At 68.8% G+C, this 16,385-nt stretch carries 13 protein-coding genes; 2 read left to right on the forward strand and 11 right to left on the reverse strand.

Annotation, left to right across the window (positions count from 1 at the left end; all coding sequences use genetic code 11):
* Position 1: 1 nt before the first annotated feature.
* From murD to dinB, 10 genes are all read right to left on the reverse strand, one after another.
* Entirely contained in the window at positions 2–1,591 is a 1,590-nt protein-coding gene (gene murD, locus LTH93_RS02380; RefSeq protein WP_370642639.1) for a UDP-N-acetylmuramoyl-L-alanine--D-glutamate ligase, read from the reverse strand.
* Complete coding sequence (gene mraY / locus LTH93_RS02385) at positions 1,573–2,676, reverse strand: phospho-N-acetylmuramoyl-pentapeptide-transferase (RefSeq protein ID WP_241469964.1); 1,104 nt, start codon at positions 2,674–2,676, stop codon at positions 1,573–1,575. Before mraY ends, murD begins: the two co-directional genes overlap by 19 nt.
* Entirely contained in the window at positions 2,673–4,175 is a 1,503-nt protein-coding gene (locus tag LTH93_RS02390) for a UDP-N-acetylmuramoyl-tripeptide--D-alanyl-D-alanine ligase (protein ID WP_241469965.1), read from the reverse strand. The genes mraY and LTH93_RS02390 overlap by 4 nt, the downstream gene beginning before the upstream one ends.
* On the reverse strand, positions 4,172–5,908 hold the full coding sequence (locus tag LTH93_RS02395) for a Mur ligase family protein (protein ID WP_241469966.1): 1,737 nt from the start codon (positions 5,906–5,908) through the stop codon (positions 4,172–4,174). The genes LTH93_RS02390 and LTH93_RS02395 overlap by 4 nt, the downstream gene beginning before the upstream one ends.
* The gene (locus tag LTH93_RS02400; protein ID WP_241464322.1) at positions 5,905–7,695 is read right to left on the reverse strand and encodes a peptidoglycan D,D-transpeptidase FtsI family protein; all 1,791 of its coding nucleotides are present in this window, start codon (positions 7,693–7,695) and stop codon (positions 5,905–5,907) included. Before LTH93_RS02400 ends, LTH93_RS02395 begins: the two co-directional genes overlap by 4 nt.
* A gap of 27 nt (positions 7,696–7,722) precedes the next feature.
* On the reverse strand, positions 7,723–8,400 hold the full coding sequence (locus LTH93_RS02405) for a hypothetical protein (protein ID WP_241464321.1): 678 nt from the start codon (positions 8,398–8,400) through the stop codon (positions 7,723–7,725).
* Entirely contained in the window at positions 8,397–9,404 is a 1,008-nt protein-coding gene (gene rsmH, locus LTH93_RS02410) for a 16S rRNA (cytosine(1402)-N(4))-methyltransferase RsmH (RefSeq protein WP_241464320.1), read from the reverse strand. The genes LTH93_RS02405 and rsmH overlap by 4 nt, the downstream gene beginning before the upstream one ends.
* Positions 9,405–9,601: 197 nt before the next feature.
* Entirely contained in the window at positions 9,602–10,033 is a 432-nt protein-coding gene (gene mraZ / locus LTH93_RS02415; protein ID WP_241464319.1) for a division/cell wall cluster transcriptional repressor MraZ, read from the reverse strand.
* A 486-nt stretch (positions 10,034–10,519) separates the two neighbouring features.
* A complete protein-coding gene (locus LTH93_RS02420; RefSeq protein WP_241464318.1) occupies positions 10,520–10,927 on the reverse strand; it encodes a DUF3040 domain-containing protein in 408 nt (135 codons plus the stop codon).
* Positions 10,928–11,070: 143 nt separating this feature from the next.
* A complete protein-coding gene (gene dinB / locus LTH93_RS02425) occupies positions 11,071–12,264 on the reverse strand; it encodes a DNA polymerase IV (RefSeq protein WP_241469967.1) in 1,194 nt (397 codons plus the stop codon).
* 18 nt (positions 12,265–12,282) lie between these two features.
* Here dinB and LTH93_RS02430 point away from each other — a divergent pair, with 18 nt between their 5' ends.
* Positions 12,283–13,371, forward strand: coding sequence for a polyprenyl synthetase family protein (locus LTH93_RS02430; protein ID WP_241469968.1), 1,089 nt, complete (start codon positions 12,283–12,285; stop codon positions 13,369–13,371).
* A gap of 78 nt (positions 13,372–13,449) precedes the next feature.
* Complete coding sequence (locus LTH93_RS02435) at positions 13,450–14,907, forward strand: protein kinase domain-containing protein (protein ID WP_241469969.1); 1,458 nt, start codon at positions 13,450–13,452, stop codon at positions 14,905–14,907.
* Between the two features lie 76 nt (positions 14,908–14,983).
* On the opposite strand, the gene LTH93_RS02440 is transcribed toward LTH93_RS02435, so the two are convergent.
* Positions 14,984–16,354, reverse strand: coding sequence for a class II 3-deoxy-7-phosphoheptulonate synthase (locus LTH93_RS02440; RefSeq protein WP_241470357.1), 1,371 nt, complete (start codon positions 16,352–16,354; stop codon positions 14,984–14,986).
* Between the last annotated feature and the right edge of the window lie 31 nt (positions 16,355–16,385).

Here is a 16,385-nt window from a genome sequence, read left to right on the forward strand (position 1 = left end):
ATCAATCGGTCATGAGCTCTGCCACTGCTTCGATGAATGCTTCCCCGCGGGCTGCGTAGGAGGCGAACTGGTCCATCGAGGCGGCGGCCGGGGCCATCAGCACCGTGTGGTGCGGCGCAAGCGCCTTGGCGGCTTCGGCGACGGCGGTCCGCATCGCGCGCACCCCGTCCTCACCCGCCAGCGACGCGTCCAACTCGCTGCGCCTCTCATCCTCCCGCAGGCGTCCACCGATCACCGGGACTCCCGGCGCGTGTCGCTCGAGGCTGGACCTCAGCTGGGAGGAGTCGGTGCCGATCAGGATCACCTGCCGCAGCCGTGGGGCGATCTCCCGGACGAGTTCGTCGTAGACCACCCCTTTGGGCAGTCCCCCAGCGATCCAGATGACATCGGTGAAGCTGCGCAGCGAGGCCGCGGCGGCATGTGGGTTGGTGGCCTTGGAGTCGTTGATCCAGAGCACGTCGTCGGCCTTCGCCACCGGCTGGATGCGGTGATCACCGGCCTCGTAGGCCTGCACGGCCGCTCGGATCGCGTCCGGTGCGGCACCGGCGGCGCGCGCCAGGGCGGCGGCGGCAAGGGCATTGGCGATGAGGTGCTGCGGGGCGAGCGGGCCGAAGTCGGCAAGTTCCGCCAGTTCCAGCGCCTGGTGCGCACGATTGGCCAGGAACGCTCGGTCCACCAGCAGGTCATCGACCACGCCGAGCATCGAGGGTCCGGGGGCTCCGGTGGTGAAGCCGACGGCTCGGCATCCCTCCTGGACGTCGGCCTCGGCGACCATGTCCTCGGTGACCCGCTGGTCGGCGTTGTAGACGCAGGCCAGCTCGGTGTTCTCGTAGATCTTGGCCTTCGCCGCGCGGTAGTCCTCGAAGCTGCCGTGCCAGTCGACATGGTCCTCGGCGATGTTGAGCACCGCTGAGGCCAGCGGGGAGAGCAGCTCGGTGTATTCGAGCTGGAAGCTGGAGAGCTCCACGGCCAGGGCGTCATAGCCTTCCGGATCGCGGATCGCGTCGAGCACCGGCACACCGATGTTGCCGCAGGCGATGGCGCGCTGACCGTCGTGGATCAGCATCGACTCCAGCAGCGTGACGGTGGTGGTCTTGCCGTTGGTGCCGGTGACCACGAGCCAGCTGGGCTTCGTGGCGCCCGGGCGGGGTCCGAGCCGCCAGGCCAGCTCCACCTCGGAGAGGACCGGGATCCCGGCGGTGCGCGCCGCACTGATCAGCGCGGAGTCGGGCCGCCAGCCCGGAGAGGTGACCACGAGCTCGACGGGCTCACCGTCGAGCAGCGGCAGCTCGGAGAGGTGTTCCTCCCCGAGCAGGATCTGACTCACCCCGACCAGCCGCAGCGTCTCGGCGTCGCGGCGCGTCTTGGGTGCATCGGTTCCATCGACGACGACGACGCGCGCGCCCAGCTCGGCCAAGGTGTCGGCGGCGGCGAATCCCGAGACGCCGAGCCCGGTGACCATCGCGCGCAGTCCCTTCCAGGGGCCGTCCCAGCCGCGAAGCTCGGGGCGGATCTGCGGCTGCCGGGAATTCTGGTGCTGCGCGTGCTGTGGGTCCTGAGAGTCGGACACGCTCACTGACGGATCACCCATTCGCCGTAGAAGACGGCCAGACCGATGCCCACGGCGAGGGCGCCGATGATCCAGAACCTGACCACCACGGTGACCTCTGCCCAGCCTTTGAGCTCGAAATGGTGCTGCAGCGGGGCCATCAGGAACACCCGCTTGCCGCCGGAGAACTTGAAGTAGCCGACCTGGATGATCACCGAGAGGGTGATCAGCACGAAGAGCCCGCCCAGGATCACGAAGAGCAGCTGGGTATGGGTCAGGATCGCGAAGCCGGCCAGAGCGCCGCCGAGGGCGAGGGAGCCGGTGTCGCCCATGAAGATCTTCGCCGGTGAGGTGTTCCACCAGAGGAAGCCGATCAGCGCGCCGGTGATGATCGCGGCGATCATGGCCATGTCCATCGGGTCGCGCACCTGGTAGCAGACGCTCTCCACGGCGCTGCGGCTGCCGCAGGCCTGGTTGAACTGCCAGATCGAGATGATCGTGTAGGCGGCCGTCACCATTGCCGTGGCCGCCGTGGCGAGCCCGTCGAGGCCGTCGGTGAGGTTCACGCCGTTGGTGGTCGCGGTGACGATCAGGTTCGCCCAGATCACGAAGAGGATCATGCCGATGATCGGGCCGGCGAAGGCCAGGTCGAGCACCGTCTCGCGGACGAAGGAGATGTTCGTCGAGGCAGGGGTCAGCCCGTCGGCGTCGGGGAAGTTCAGCGCCAGCACGGCGAAGAGCACACCGACGGCGACCAGCCCGGCGATCTTGCGCCAGGGCGTCAGTCCCAGCGACTGCTTCCTGCTGATCTTCGCGAAGTCATCGGCGAAGCCGACGAGGCCCATGCCGACCATCAGCATCAGCAGCAGCAGCCCGGAGGCTGTCGGTCCGGCGGTGTCGCCGGTGATGCTCAGCAGCAGGTGGGTCAGCAGGTACGCGGCGACCACGGCCATCATGATGACCGCTCCGCCCATCGTGGGCGTGCCGCGCTTCACATGGTGGGTGGTGGGGCCGTCGTCACGGATGAACTGGCCGTATCCTCGCTTCACCAGGAAGCGGATGAACAACGGCGTCCCGACGAGGGTGAGTCCCAGGCCGAAGACGGCACCGATGACTACAGCGATCACAGGGCCCCTTCCTTTGCGGCGATCTTGTCACCCAGGAGTCTAAGCCCTGCGCTGTTGGAGGATTTGAACAGCACGATGTCACCGGGAGCGAGCTCCTGGTCCAGGTAGACCTCGGCCTCCTCGACCGTGGCGACCCAGTGCACCTCAGAGCCCCAGCTTCCCTCCGCGATGGCGCCGCGGTAGAGCGGGTAGGCCAGATCGCCCACCACCAGGGTCTTGTCGATGTTCAGCCGCACCACGGTCTCCCCCAGCTGGGTGTGCTTGGGGATGGAGACGTCGCCGAGCTCGAGCATCGCGCCGAGCACGGCCACCGAGCGGCGTGCCGGGCGGCCCTGACCGGGTCTGGTGAGCATCGCCAGGGTGCGCAGCGCCTCCCGCATGGATTCGGGGTTGGCGTTGTAGGCGTCGTTGATCAGGGTGACCCCGTCGGCGCGCTCGGTGCGTTCCATCCGCCAGCGGCTCGCCGGGCCGAGCCCGTTCAGCCGCTCGGCGATGGCGTGAGGGGCGACGCCTGCGCGCAGCGCGCAGGCCGCCGCGGCAAGGAGGTTGGAGACGTGGTGGGCGCCGGTGAGGCCGGAGACCAGCGGGAACTCTTCGCCGGACTCGGTGAAGCGCAGCTGGAACCTCGGGTGCCCGGCCTCGTCGAGGCTGAGGTCCACAGCGCGCACCTGGTCCGGGGTCCCGGCGGCGTGGTCACCGCCGGCGGCCTGACCGGCGTCCGGACCCGTCTCCTGGCCGGTGTCTTCGCTGAACCAGGTGATCGGAGCCTTCGCGGCCTTCGCCATGGGGGCGACCTGGGCGTCGTCGCGGTTGAGCACGACGGCGCCGGTGGCGCTGATCTCCTCGACGAGCTCCGCCTTGACGGCGGCGATCTTGTCCGCGCCGCCGAACTTGCCGGCATGGGCGGATCCGACCATGAGCACCGCCCCGATGTCGGGGCGGACCATCTCCGCGAGCTCGCGGATGTTGCCGGGGGCGTCTGCGCCCATCTCCACGACCACGTACCGGGTGTCCAGCTCAGCGGTGAAGATGGTCAGCGGGACTCCGACCTCGCCGTTGTAGGAGCCCTGGGGCGCCACGGTGGGGCCCTCGGGCTCGAGGATCGACTTCAGCAGGTCCTTGGTGGTGGTCTTGCCGGCGGACCCGGTGATGCCGATGACGGTGGTGGCCGAATGGGCGCGCACCCGGTCGAGGATCGCCGCGGCGATCTGTCCCATGGCGGTGACCACGTCGGTCACGATCACGCTGGGATGCGGGGCTCCGTGTGGGGTCTGGGTCTCGCGCTCGGCCAGCACGAGGGTGGCGCCGGCGGCGAGGGCGACGTCGATGAAGCGGTGACCGTCGGTGGTCTCCCCGGGCTTGGCGATGAACAGCGAGTCCGCGACCATGCTGCGCGAGTCGGTGTCCGCGTGGCGCACGCGGACCGCGGCGGGGTCAGGGACGCCGCGCAGGGTCCCTGCGGTGATCTCGGCGATCTCTTCGGCTGAGAGTTCGATCATGCCTTGTCGCCTCCTTCTGCTGTGGAAAGGCTGTGGGTCTTGTCGGTGTTCGGAGCGGACTCGGTCTGCGGAGCATCGTCGGCGGTGGGGAATCCGCGCAGGCGCAGCGCCCGGGCCAGCTCCACCCGGTCGTCGATCGGGTGCTTCGTCCCGGCGAAGTCCTGGTGGACCTCATGTCCGCGTCCCGCGAGGATGATGGTGTCCTCGGGCTCGGCCACCGCCACGGCGCGGGTGATCGCGTCGAGTCGCGGCGAGATCTCCTCCAACGTGGTGTCCAGATCCTCTTCGGCCAGGGCCTCACGGGCGCCCTCCAGGAGCCCGGCGCGGATCTGCGCGGGGTCCTCGCCGTGCGGATCGTCGTCGCTGATGATCACGTGATCGGCCATGCGCACCGCGATGGCGCCCATCAGCGGGCGCTTGGCGCTGTCACGCTCCCCCGCGGCGCCGACGACCAGGATGGTCTTCCCGCGCGAGGTGCTCGCGGCGGCCTCGAGGGTACGGATCATGGCATCGGGGTTGTGCGCGAAGTCGACGATCGCGGCGGGCTCGGTGCCGATCACCTGCATCCTGCCTGGGACGCTGATCGTGAAGGGGTCGGCCTGCTCGAGCGCGGTGACGATCTCGTCGCGACTGACTCCGAGCGCGGTGGACTCATCGGCGGTGAGCACCATCACGGCGGCCAGCGCCGCATTGGCGACGTTGAACCGGCCGGGCAGCCCGGTGCGGGAGCGGATGCTCTCCCCGGTGTGGCGGTTGCGCAGCGTGAAGGCGCTGCCGAGCAGATGCGGGGTCACCTCGGTGACGCTCCAGTCCGCGGCCGGGTCCGGCACCTCTGCGGTGGCAAGCGTCACGACGTGGCCGGTTGCGGTCTCAGCCATCCGCCAGCCCCAGGGATCATCCACGATGACCACGCTGCTGCGGGTGCGGCGACGGGCGAACAGCGCCGCCTTGGCCGCGAAGTACTCCTCCATCGACCCGTGCAGGTCCAGGTGGTCCTGGGTGAGGTTGGTGAAGCCCGCCACGGCGTAGAAGAGCCCGGAGGTGCGCTGATAGGAGATGGCGTGGGAGGAGACCTCCATCGCGGCGGCGGCGACGTCGGCCTCGCGGAAGAGCGCCATCAGGCTGTGCAGCTGCACGGCCTCCGGCGTCGTCATCTTCGAGGGGATGGTCGCCGCACCGGAGGCGATCTCGATGGTGCCGATCAGGCCGGTGGCGCGCTGGTGCAGGCGCAGCAGCGTGTCCAGCAGGGAGCGCAGGAAGTAGGTGGTGGTGGTCTTGCCATTGGTGCCGGTGACCCCGAAGAGCGCCGGCCCGGAGGTGGCGGTGTTGCCGTAGATCAGCGCGGCCGACGGGCCCGCCGCCTCGCGCACGCGGCGCACCTCGATGACCGGGATGCGGTAGCCCACGCGTTCACGGACCTTCTCGGCGCCGGCGACGTCGGTGAGGATCGCTGCCGCCCCGCCGTCCAGAGCGGTCATCACGAAGTCAGCACCATGAGCGCGGGAGCCGGAGACCGCGACGAAGAGGTCCCCGGGGCCTACGGCCTTGGGGTCCATGGCGGCACCGGTGAGCCGGATCTCGCCTGCGGCACGACCCACGGGGGTGACCAGCGGGTCATAGCCGGTGCTGGCGAGCTCGGCGACGAGCTCTTCCACACTGGTGCCGAGCACGCCGTCTGGACGGAAGACTCGGTCCTGCTGCGCGACGCTCAGCCCTGCCTCTACCGCGCTCACCAGGGCTGATCCTGATTCTCGCCTTCGAAGCCGTCGTAGGCCTCGCTCTCCGCCCCGCTGGGCGCCTCGTCATAACTGCTAAGCACGTAGGCCATGATCTCACGGAACGTGTCGGTGACCTCCCAGTCACGCCAGTAGCCCTGCGGGCGGTGCACGGTGACGGAGACCAGATACTGCGGGTCATCCAGCGGCGCCATTCCGATGAAGGACTGGGTGTGGCCGTCGAACCCTCCGCCAGCACCGGCTGCCTCCGCGATCCCGGACTTGCCGCCCACGCGGTATCCGGAGACGGCGGCCTGGCCGCCGGTTCCGTAGTCCACCACGCCTTCGAACATCCGGAGCATCTCCGCGGAGGTCTCCTCGGAGAAGATCCGCTCACCCGGCTGGGTCTGAACCGGGTGCTCGGTGCCGTCGGCGTCGACGTAGGCGTCGATCAGGCGCAGCGGGACGTCGACTCCGCCGTTGGTCATGGTCTGGAAGGCCTGCACATTGTGCAGCACCGAGGTCGTGTAGCCCTGCCCGAACTGGGTGGTCAGGTGCTGGCGGGCGTCCCATTCCTCGGGGGGCCGCAGCACCGAGTTCGCTTCGGTCCCGAGCCCGATGTCGAGCGGTTCGCCGAGGCCGACCCGGCGCATGTAGTCGTAACGGGTCTCTTCGGGGATCTCTCCGCCGATCATCACGGTGCCGGTGTTGTAGGAGCGGGCGAAGATGCCTGCGGCCGTCATGTCCAGGGTCGGGTGGCGGGTGGCGTCGCTGATGGTCTGGCCGTCCACCTCGTAGCGGTTGTCCACGGTGAAGCCGTCGGTGGGGTTCAGCGTCCCCTCCTCGAGCGCCATGGCGAAGGTGATGGCCTTGCCGGTGGAGCCTGGTTCGAAGTCCTGGGTCAGCGCGAGCGGTCGGCGGAAGAGCTCGTCGGTCTCTCCCGGTTCGGCCGGATCGACCGTCTCGGAGTCGGCCATGGCCAGGATCTCTCCAGTGGTGAGGTCCACGACGGTGGCATTGCCCCAGGCTGCGTTGTACTGGTTCGACTTCTTCGCGATCGCCTCCTGGGCGAACCACTGCAGGTCCTGATCGATGGTCAGACGGACGTCCTGGCCGTCCTCGGCCGGGAGCTCCTCATAGGTGGCCACCGGAATCCGCACGCCGTCGCCGCCGACCTCATAGATCCGTTCCCCGTCGACGCCGCTGAGCGCCTCGTCCTGGGCGGCTTCGATTCCTTCGAGGGGGCCGTCAGCGCCCATGAATCCGATGATCGAACCCGCCACGGCGCCGGACGGGTAGCTGCGCTGGGACACCGGCTCGGCGTAGAGGCCGGGGAGCCCGATGTCCACGGCCTGCTCGCTCTGCTCAGGCGTCAGTGATCGAGCCACCACCGAATAGCGGCTCTCGCCCACGATGAGGTCTGTGAGCTCCTCGGTGCTGCGATCCAGCACCTCGCCGAGCTCGGCGATCCCGGCCTGCACCGAGATCTCCTCGCGCAGCCCGGTGGCCTCGTCGCTGCGCTCGAAGTCTTCCACCACCGCCTGGTCGACGACCAGGTCATAGCGGTTCACCGAGGCGGCGAGCACTCGACCTTCGGTGTCGAGGATGTCCCCGCGGTGTGCGGGCAGCGGGACGCTGCGCAGCCGTTCGGAGACCGCCGCCTGGGCGTTTCCTGCAGGGTCCAGGCCCTGCACGTGGAAGAGGCGTCCTCCGAGCAGGAGCAGCATCACCAGGATCAGGGTGAGTCCGATGCGCATCCGGAACGAAAGGACCCGTTCTGCGCGTTTCTTCTGAGCGGCTGCCATGGCGTCAGCGTTCTCCCAACAAGTCGATCAGTCGAATGAGGGCGCCGGTATGGTCCCGCCGTTGAGTTCAGCAGGGCTGAACTGGTCTTGCGTCCCTGCAGATGCCTCCTGGCCATTCTGCCCGCTGGGAGCCTCGATGAGCGTGTTCAACGCGCCCCCGCCGAGAATCCCTGACGGCGCGCCGGTCACGGCATCCGAGACGTTCAGCGCAGCGGCGGAGTCGCCTCCGGGAACTGCGGGCGAGGCCACGAAGCTGGAGGGACGGTCGCCGCTGTCCGCGGGCGCCGCGGTGCCGGTGACCTCACCGTTGCCGAGATCCAGGGCCGCGGCCTCGGCAGGCATGACCATGCCCAGTCCGACGGCGGCGCTGGAGAGCGCCTGCGGCGATTCCAGGTGCTGGACCTCTTCGGTCAGCGCCTGGTTCGCCTGGACCAGCGAGAGGTGCTGGTTCTGCAGGTCCACGACGGTGTACTGCGCGTTGGCCACGTGGATGTTCACCGCGAGCACGATCGTCAGCGCGAGCCCGAGCAGTGCGATGATCCCGCCGATGAGTCCCTTCTGCCGCCCCCGGAGCTTGGGCAGGGCGCGGAGCATCGGACTGGGGCGTGCTGGGGAGCCTGCGTCGTCGGTGCGTCCGGGGAAGGAGAGGCTGCGCGCCAGTGACCCGCGGCTGGCCGGGGCGAGGGAATGTGCTTCTGCGCTCATGCGGCGGTTCTCCTGGAGTCGGTCAGCTTCTCCACTGCACGCAGCTTCGCTGACGCTGCGCGGGGGTTCTCGGCGATCTCGGCCTCGTCGGGCAGCTCTGCCCCGCGGGTGAGGGATCTGAATGTCGGCTTGTGCTCTTCGAGCTCCACGGGCAGCCCCGTCGGCGCCGAGGACTTGGTGCGTCGAGCGAAGGCCTGCTTCACGATGCGGTCCTCCAACGAGTGATAGCTCATCGCCACGATCCGACCGCCCGGCGCCACGGCGTCCAGGGCGTTCGGGATGGTGCGCTGCAGGACCTCGAGCTCCTCGTTGACCGCGATGCGCAGGGCCTGGAAGGTGCGTTTGGCGGGGTGTCCCCCGGTGCGCTTGGAGGCCGCGGGGACCGCGCGGTCCACCACGGCGGCGAGGTCCGCGGTCGTGGTGAAGGGGCGGCTCTCTCGCCGGGAGACGATGGCCGAGGCGATGCGTCCGGCGAAGCGCTCTTCGCCGTATTCGCGCAGGATCCGCCTCAGCTCGGGCACCTCGATCCGCGCCAGCAGCTCGGCGACCGACTCGTCGGGGGAATCCTCCGAGGCATCCATGCGCATGTCCAGCGGGGCATCGTAGGAGTAGGCGAAGCCGCGGGAGGCCTCGTCCAGCTGCAGCGAGGAGACCCCGAGGTCGAGAAGCACCCCGGCGACTCGCTGATCGGAGTCCAGCTCCTCTGCGGCGACCTCGTCCACGCGGTCGTAGACCGTGTGGATGCCGCGAAAGCGGTCGCCGTAGGCGGAGAGGCGCTGCGCCGCGAGGGCATGCGCCTGGGGATCCCGGTCCAGGCCGAGCACGAGCACCTCGGAGTCGGCCGCAAGCATGGCTTCGGCGTGGCCGCCCATGCCCAGGGTGGCGTCGATGACCACGGGACGGTGGCCGGCGGCCCGGATGTTCTCCACTCCGAGGGCCAACAGTCTGATGCAGCGATCTCGCATCACCGGCACGTGCCGGTCTGCTGTCTCTCGTTGCGCCATACTGCCTCCGTCATGGGAAAGGATCCTTGGACCAGCTCCTCCTCCGCTCCGGCCTGCTGCCTGACATCGGGGAAGATAAGTCAGGAGTGCGGCCGGGCGGCGGAAGAACTCACCCAAGGATCCCCTTGAAGTGTTCGAACCGTCTTCACTTGTCGTACTTTGTTCGGTCGGCGTGTCGCGTCGAGCGCCTTCGGTGCTCAGAAGAGACCGGGAATGGCGTCCCCATCGGTGGATGAGAACTCCGACTCCTTCGCCTCCAGGTACTCGTTCCAGGCTGCGGTGTCCCAGATCTCGGCGCGGTCTCCCGCTCCGATGACCGTGACATCGCGGTCCAGTCCGGCGTACTCCCTCAGCGCGGCGGGGACCGTGATCCTGCCCTGCTTGTCCGGAATCTCGTCAGAGGCTCCGGAGAGGAATACGCGGATGTAGTCGCGTGCTTGGCGTGAGGTCAGAGGAGCCTGCCGCATCTGCTGATGGACGTTCTTGAACTCTTCCGTGCTGAACACATAGATGCAGCGTTCCTGCCCGCGGGTGAGGACCAGGCCGTTGGCCAGTTCTTCGCGATACTTCGCGGGAAGGATCAGGCGAGCCTTCTCATCCATGCGAGGCGTGTATGTGCCCAGGAACAAAGGACACTCACCACCTCACTTGTTGAGGAGAATCATTCCTTCTCCCTCTACCGAGCTCCACTTTACCCCACTTCCCCCCACTTGCAACCAAAATCTGCCGTCGCACGGCCGACACTTCCCCCACGTCGGCGATTTCAAGCCTCTGACCTGGAGTGATACCACTCAGGTGCAGGTGGAGGGCGGTGGAGGGCTTCTCCCGGACAGGCCCGCTCCGGGTGCGCCGGGTGAGGTGTCGCGCCGTGCGGAGCGACCCGGAGCAGCGTCGCGAGAGCCTGGATGATCCGCCTCTGACCAGGCGAGACGGGCGCAGCGGCGGGACCTGAGGACCGTTGTGACGGGATGTGGGGTGCTGTGGGGTGGGAAGTGGGGGTGTTGTGTGGTGGGAAGTGGAGGTACCCGATGGTGGGAAGTGGAGGCGCTGCGATCAGGCACGAAAAAGGCCCCTCCGGAGAGGGGCCTTTCGAAGTCAGGTGATGCCTGGAGGAGTCAGTCCTGCCGGCGTCGTTCTTCCCAGCGCTGTTCGAGTCCGGTCATGAAGTTTCCGGACGGACTCGGGGCCGAGCTGCGGGGTCCGCCGCCGCCGCCTCCACCGCCGTTGCCGTTGCCGCCGCCGTTGCCGCGGGAGTTTCCGGAGGTTCCTCCGGTGGTGGCGTAGTAGACGCCTGCACCCATGATCAGGAAGCCGATCACACCGACAGGGATCCACTGGTTGTAGATGCTGACCAGCAGGACGACGATGCCGAGGACTGCGACCAGAGCGCCGAGCACAATGTTGCGCACGTTGAGCTTTCCCGTCGGGGAGTCCTGCATGGAGCTTGCGAAGCTCGGATCCTCCGACTGCAGCTGTTCTTCGAGCTGCTTGAGCATGCGCTGTTCACGCTCCGACAGTGGCATCGTGAAGCTCCTCGCGGTCGTCGTATGGCGTGGTGGACGATCTGGATACGCCTAGGTGTATAGTCTAGCGGTTTCGTCACCGCAGACCTAGCCCGCAGTCCGCCCTGCGGCGATCTCTGGGCTGGTGCCCAGGAACCCTCCAGTCATGGATCCTCGCGGCGAGCGCGCAGCAGCGAGGCAGGAGCAGTCTGGACCTGTGGGAATTTCTTCGCGATCGCGTCGAGCGCACTCTCGGCGTCGAGCCAGTTCGTCTCCGTGCGATCGAAGCTCAGCTGCAGCGAGCCTCCCTCATCCACCAGCCGTTCCGCCCGGACTCCGACCAGGCGCACCGGCTGCGGCCGCTCCCCCAGCCGTTCCAGCATCCCCAGCACGCGGGCGTAGATGGCCAGTGCGGAATGGGTGGGATGGGAGAGGGTGGACGAACGGGTCAGCGTCTCGAAGTCGCTGTAGCGCAGCTTCAGGCTGATCCCCTCGGCGGAGACCCCCGACTCGCGCAGCCGCGCGGCGACCCGGTGACTGAGTCGCAGCAGCTCTGCGCGCAGCGCCGCTTCATCCTCGACATCGACCGCAAAGGTCTCTTCGGCCCCGATGGACTTCTCGATCCGGTGCGGCTGGACCTCGCGGGCGTCCTCTCCCCAGGCCAGCCGGTGCAATGCCGTGCCGGTGACCCCGAAGCGACGGCGCAGCGCCGGTTCCGGGGTCTCTGCGAGCTGGAGCACCGTGGTGATCCCGAAGGCCTTCAGGGACTCTGCGGTCTTTCCCCCGACGCCCCACATCGCGGTCACCGGCAGGGAATGCAGGAACTCCAGGCGGCGGTGCGGCGGGACCAGCATCAGCCCGTCCGGCTTTGCCCGGGTGGAGGCGATCTTGGCGATGAACTTGCGGTCGGCGATCCCCACGGTGGCGGGAAGGTTGAACTCCCCACGGATCTCACGGCGGATCTTCTGACCGATCTGCTCGGGTCCGCCCAACCGCCGTCGAGCCCCGGTGAGATCGAGGAAGGCCTCGTCCACGCTGAGCTGCTCCACGGCGTCGGTGACGGTGTCGAAATAGCTCATGATCCGCCGCGAGAGCTCTCGGTAGACGTCCATGTGGGGCGAGATCACGACGGCGTCGGGACTGGCCCGGCGCGCCCGGGCCAGCGGCATCGCCGAGCGCACCCCGTCCGCGCGGGCCTCATAGGAGGCCGAGAGCACCACGGAGCGACCCGAGTCCTGCGCGACGATGATCTTGCGCCCGCGCAGCTCGGGGCGGGTGAGCAGCTCGACCTCCACGTAGTAGGCATCCATATCCACATGCGCGAGGACGCGTGAATCAGCCGGTGGGGACGGTGCCATACCGATAGGCTATCCGCCATGAAGCGCGAAGAATTCATCAGCGAGGTCAACGCGAGGTGCGCCGGCTTTCTCGAGTCGCGGCACGCAGAGGTCCATGCAGTCTCCCAACACGCGGTCCCCTTGGTCACGGCGCTGATGTCACTGACCCGGGGTGGGAAGAAGATGCGTCCCGCCCTGGCACGACTGGGCTGGCAGGCGGCCTCCGGGCGCGGCGCGGGCGTCGTCGAGCTGGGGGTGGCGCTGGAGCTGTTCCAGGCGGCTGCGCTGGTCCACGACGACGTGATCGACCGCTCCGCGACCCGCCGGGGTCTGCCCAGCGCGCACATCCGCTTCGAGCAGCTCCACCGCGAATCCGGCTTCAGCGGAGACCGCGGTCATTTCGGGACCACCGGTGCGATCCTCTCCGGCGACCTCGCCCTCGCCTGGGCCTCGGAGGCCTTCTTCCATGCCCAGTCCACCGCCGCCCAGGACGGGCTGGCGAGCAGTCCGCTCGCCGCGCGGACCTTCCATCAGATGCACACCGAGGTCATCACCGGGCAGTACCTCGACGTGCTGGAGGAGGTGCGCACCCCCGCCGACACCGAGACCGAGGCGGTCAGTCGGGCCCGCGGGGTGCTGCGCTACAAGGCTGCCAAGTACTCCACCGAGTACCCGGTGGTCCTCGGCGCGGCCCTGGCCGGCGGCTCGGACCAGCTGTGCCGCGCCTTCGCCGCGGCGGCGCTGCCGGTAGGAGAGGCGTTTCAGCTGCGCGACGATCTGCTCGGGGTCTTCGGAGACCCGGAGACCACCGGCAAGCCGGTCGGTGATGATCTGCGTGAGGGCAAGCGCACCGAGCTCATCGCCTACGGGCTGTTCCGCTCCTCCGCGGCGGGAGCCCAGGAGCTCAGCCAGATGCTGGGAGACCCGGCGCTGAGCGAGGAGCAGGTGGAGCGGGCCCGCGCCATCCTCACCGAGTCTGGAGCCGTCGACGAGGTCGAGCGCAGCATCGAGAAGCTCACCGGCGAGAGCGTCGCCCGGACGCAGCACCTCGTGGATCTCGGCGTCTCCGCGGAGGTGCTCGAGGAGTTCGACCAGCTGCGCGGACACCTGGTGCTGCGCACGGTCTAGCGTCGAGACCCGCGCGGGGCCCGGGATCGACTCGCGCCGCGGCAACTCGGAGTTGGGCAGGTTCGATACCCTGGGGCTGTGAGCTCTGAACAGATTGACCCGTGGATAGGTTCCAGGATCGATGACCGCTATGTGATCGATGAGCGCATCGCACGTGGCGGCATGTCCACGGTCTACCGCGCCCAGGACCAGCGGCTCGGCCGAGAGGTCGCCCTGAAGGTGCTGTTCCCGCACATGGCGGAGGATCGCAAGGTCGTGGAGCGATTCGAGCAGGAGGCCCGGAACTCCGCGCTGATCGCCCACCCCAATGTGGTCCAGGTGCTCGATCAGGGACAGGCCCAGGAGACCGCCTACCTGGTGATGGAGTACGTCCCCGGCGCCACCCTGCGCACGCTGCTCAAGCACGGGGCGATGACGCCTCGGCTCGCGCTGACCTACATGGACTCGATCCTGCAGGGCCTGGCTGCGGCACACCGCGCCGGCCTGGTCCACCGAGACATCAAGCCGGAGAACGTGCTGGTCTCCCATGACGGGCGGATCAAGCTTGCCGATCTGGGGCTGGCCCGCGCCGCGACCCACCACTCCGGGACCTCGACGCTGATGGGCACCGTGGCCTATATCTCTCCGGAGCTGCTCTCCGGAGAGGGAGCCGATGAGCGCTCCGACATCTACGCCATCGGCATCCTGCTCTACGAGATGCTCACCGGCGTGCAGCCCTTCACCGGAGACTCCCCCGTGCGGGTCGCCTACCAGCACGTGAACTCCACCGTGCCGGTCCCCTCGGCTCAGGTCCAGGGACTCGCCGGCGAGCTCGATGACCTGGTCAGCATCGCCACCCGGCCCGAGGTGGCGCTGCGGCCGAAGAACGCCGATGAGCTGCTGAAGATGCTGCGTGAGACCCGCGGCCTGCTCAGCGACGCCGAGCTCGACTTCGACGGCGCGCTCAGCAGCCCCGCGACGCGACCGATCCCCGCCATGGGCGTCTCCGCACGAGCGTCCGAGCGCACCGGCCAGCGGCCCACCACGATGCTGCCCGGGGACTCCGACGAGGCCTTCCTGGAGACCGGCGCGCAGCAGGCATCGGCTTCCCAGTTCGAGACTCCCGGGGCCGAGCCGCAGCCCGACGACCCGCAGCCCTGGGACGAGGACATCGACGCGGCCCTGGGCAACGCGCGGACCACCCACCTGGAGGCCGAGCATCGCGACGCCGCCCACGGGCGCCCCTCGAGCCTGGCCGAGGAGGATCGCCAGCTGGTCACCGAGGTGCCCACCAGCGGGCTGCAGCTGCGCCCGCCCCGGCTCAGCGTCGCAGAGCCGGCGACCGGCATGCAACCCTCCGTCGGCGCCCGACGGCCGGTGGAACGGGTCCGCACGGAGAAGCGCGAGCGTCAGCGCCCCACGGTCGAGCTTGCCGGCCCCGATGCCACCCGGGTCTGGCTGATGATCGCCGCGATCATGATCGGCAGCGCCCTGCTGGTGCTGCTGGCCGGCTGGATCGGCGTGAGCAGCGCGCTGATCCCCAGCCTCGGGGGCTGAGGACCTGCGCGCGGCCTGGGACCGGTTCGCCTGTGGCCCGCGTCAGCGACCCGTCCCGAGAACCTGCCGCTGGGGCCTATCTCACCTGGGTGAGGGACTCCGCCACCAGGAACGCCAGCTCCAGGGACTGCTTGTGGTTCAGCCGCGGGTCCACCAGGGACTCATAGCGCTGATCGAAGGCTGATTCGTCGACCACATCGGAGCCGCCGAGGCACTCGGCGACGTCGTCGCCGGTCATCTCCACGTGCAGCCCACCCGGGTAGGTGCCCAGCGAGCGGTGGACCTCGAAGAAGCCGCGCACCTCGTCGAGGATGTCGTCGAAGCGGCGGGTCTTGTAGCCGTTGTCGGCCGTGATGGTGTTGCCGTGCATCGGGTCCGTCACCCAGACCACCTTGGCGCCGGAGTCGCGCACCGCGGTCACCAGCGGCGGGAGCTTCTCCCGGACGTTGGAGGCGCCCATCCGCACGATGAAGGTCAGCCGTCCGGGCTCCCGCTCGGGATCAAGCTTGTCGATGATCGCCAGGACGGTCTCCGGGGTGGTGCTGGGGCCCAGCTTGACCCCGACCGGGTTCTGCACCCGGGAGAGGTAGTCCATGTGTGCGCCGTCGAGCTCGCGGGTCCGCTCGCCGATCCAGACGAAGTGGCCGGAAGTCACGTAGGGCTTTCCGGTGCGGGAGTCGATCCGGGTCAGTGCGCGCTCGTAGTCCAGCAGCAGCGCCTCGTGGGCGGCGTAGAACTCGGTGCGCTTGAGTCCTTCGAAGTCAGCACCGCAGGCCTCCATGAAGCGCACCGCGCGGTCGATCTCCCCGGCGAGCTGCTCATAGCGGGCGTGGGCGGGGTTCTCCATGAATCCCTTGTTCCACTGCTGCACCGCGCGAAGGTCGGCGAAGCCGCCCTCGGTGAAGGCCCGGACCAGGTTCAGCGTGGCGGCGGACTTGTGGTAGGCCGCGACCATCCGCTTGGGGTCGGGCACGCGGGATTCCTCGGTGAACTCGAAGCCGTTGACGATCTCGCCGCGGAAGGTCGGCAGCGTCACGCCGTCGCGGGTCTCCACATCGGAGGAGCGCGGCTTGGCGTACTGCCCGGCCATGCGCCCCATCTTCACCACCGGCAGCGAGGCGCCGTAGGTGAGCACGACGGCCATCTGCAGGATGGTCTTGATCTTGGCACTGATCCGGTCGGCGGTGACGCCGTCGAAGGTCTCGGCGCAGTCGCCGCCCTGGAGCAGGAACGCCTCACCGTTGGCAACCTTGGCCAGGCGTCGCTTGAGCTTGTCGACCTCCCCGGCGAAGACCAGCGGAGGGTGCGCGGAGAGCTCCGCATAGGCGGAGTCGAAGTCTTCGTGGCTGCGCCAGTCCGGCTGCTGGCTCAGCGGCAATGAACGCCACTCGTCCAGGCCCGGATAGTCTGCTGCCCCGACGTGGAGGATCTCTCCGGGGGCGGTCAGCGGGGCGTCGGTTCGGGGCTCTGGCGTGGTA

Origin of the sequence: Nesterenkonia sp. DZ6 (assembly GCF_022565835.1) — a bacterium.
GTDB lineage: Bacteria > Actinomycetota > Actinomycetes > Actinomycetales > Micrococcaceae > Nesterenkonia.

Bases quoted from the DNA above. Each gene is read 5' to 3' on its own strand.
- LTH93_RS02420 (WP_241464318.1), bottom strand. From the start codon at position 10,927: ATGCCACTGTCGGAGCGTGAACAGCGCATGCTCAAGCAGCTCGAAGAA.
- rsmH (WP_241464320.1), bottom strand. From the start codon at position 9,404: ATGGCGCAACGAGAGACAGCAGACCGGCACGTGCCGGTGATGCGAGAT.
- murD (WP_370642639.1), bottom strand. From the start codon at position 1,591: ATGGGTGATCCGTCAGTGAGCGTGTCCGACTCTCAGGACCCACAGCAC.
- dinB (WP_241469967.1), bottom strand. From the start codon at position 12,264: ATGGCACCGTCCCCACCGGCTGATTCACGCGTCCTCGCGCATGTGGAT.
- LTH93_RS02390 (WP_241469965.1), bottom strand. From the start codon at position 4,175: ATGATCGAACTCTCAGCCGAAGAGATCGCCGAGATCACCGCAGGGACC.
- LTH93_RS02430 (WP_241469968.1), top strand. From the start codon at position 12,283: ATGAAGCGCGAAGAATTCATCAGCGAGGTCAACGCGAGGTGCGCCGGC.
- LTH93_RS02400 (WP_241464322.1), bottom strand. From the start codon at position 7,695: ATGGCAGCCGCTCAGAAGAAACGCGCAGAACGGGTCCTTTCGTTCCGG.
- LTH93_RS02405 (WP_241464321.1), bottom strand. From the start codon at position 8,400: ATGAGCGCAGAAGCACATTCCCTCGCCCCGGCCAGCCGCGGGTCACTG.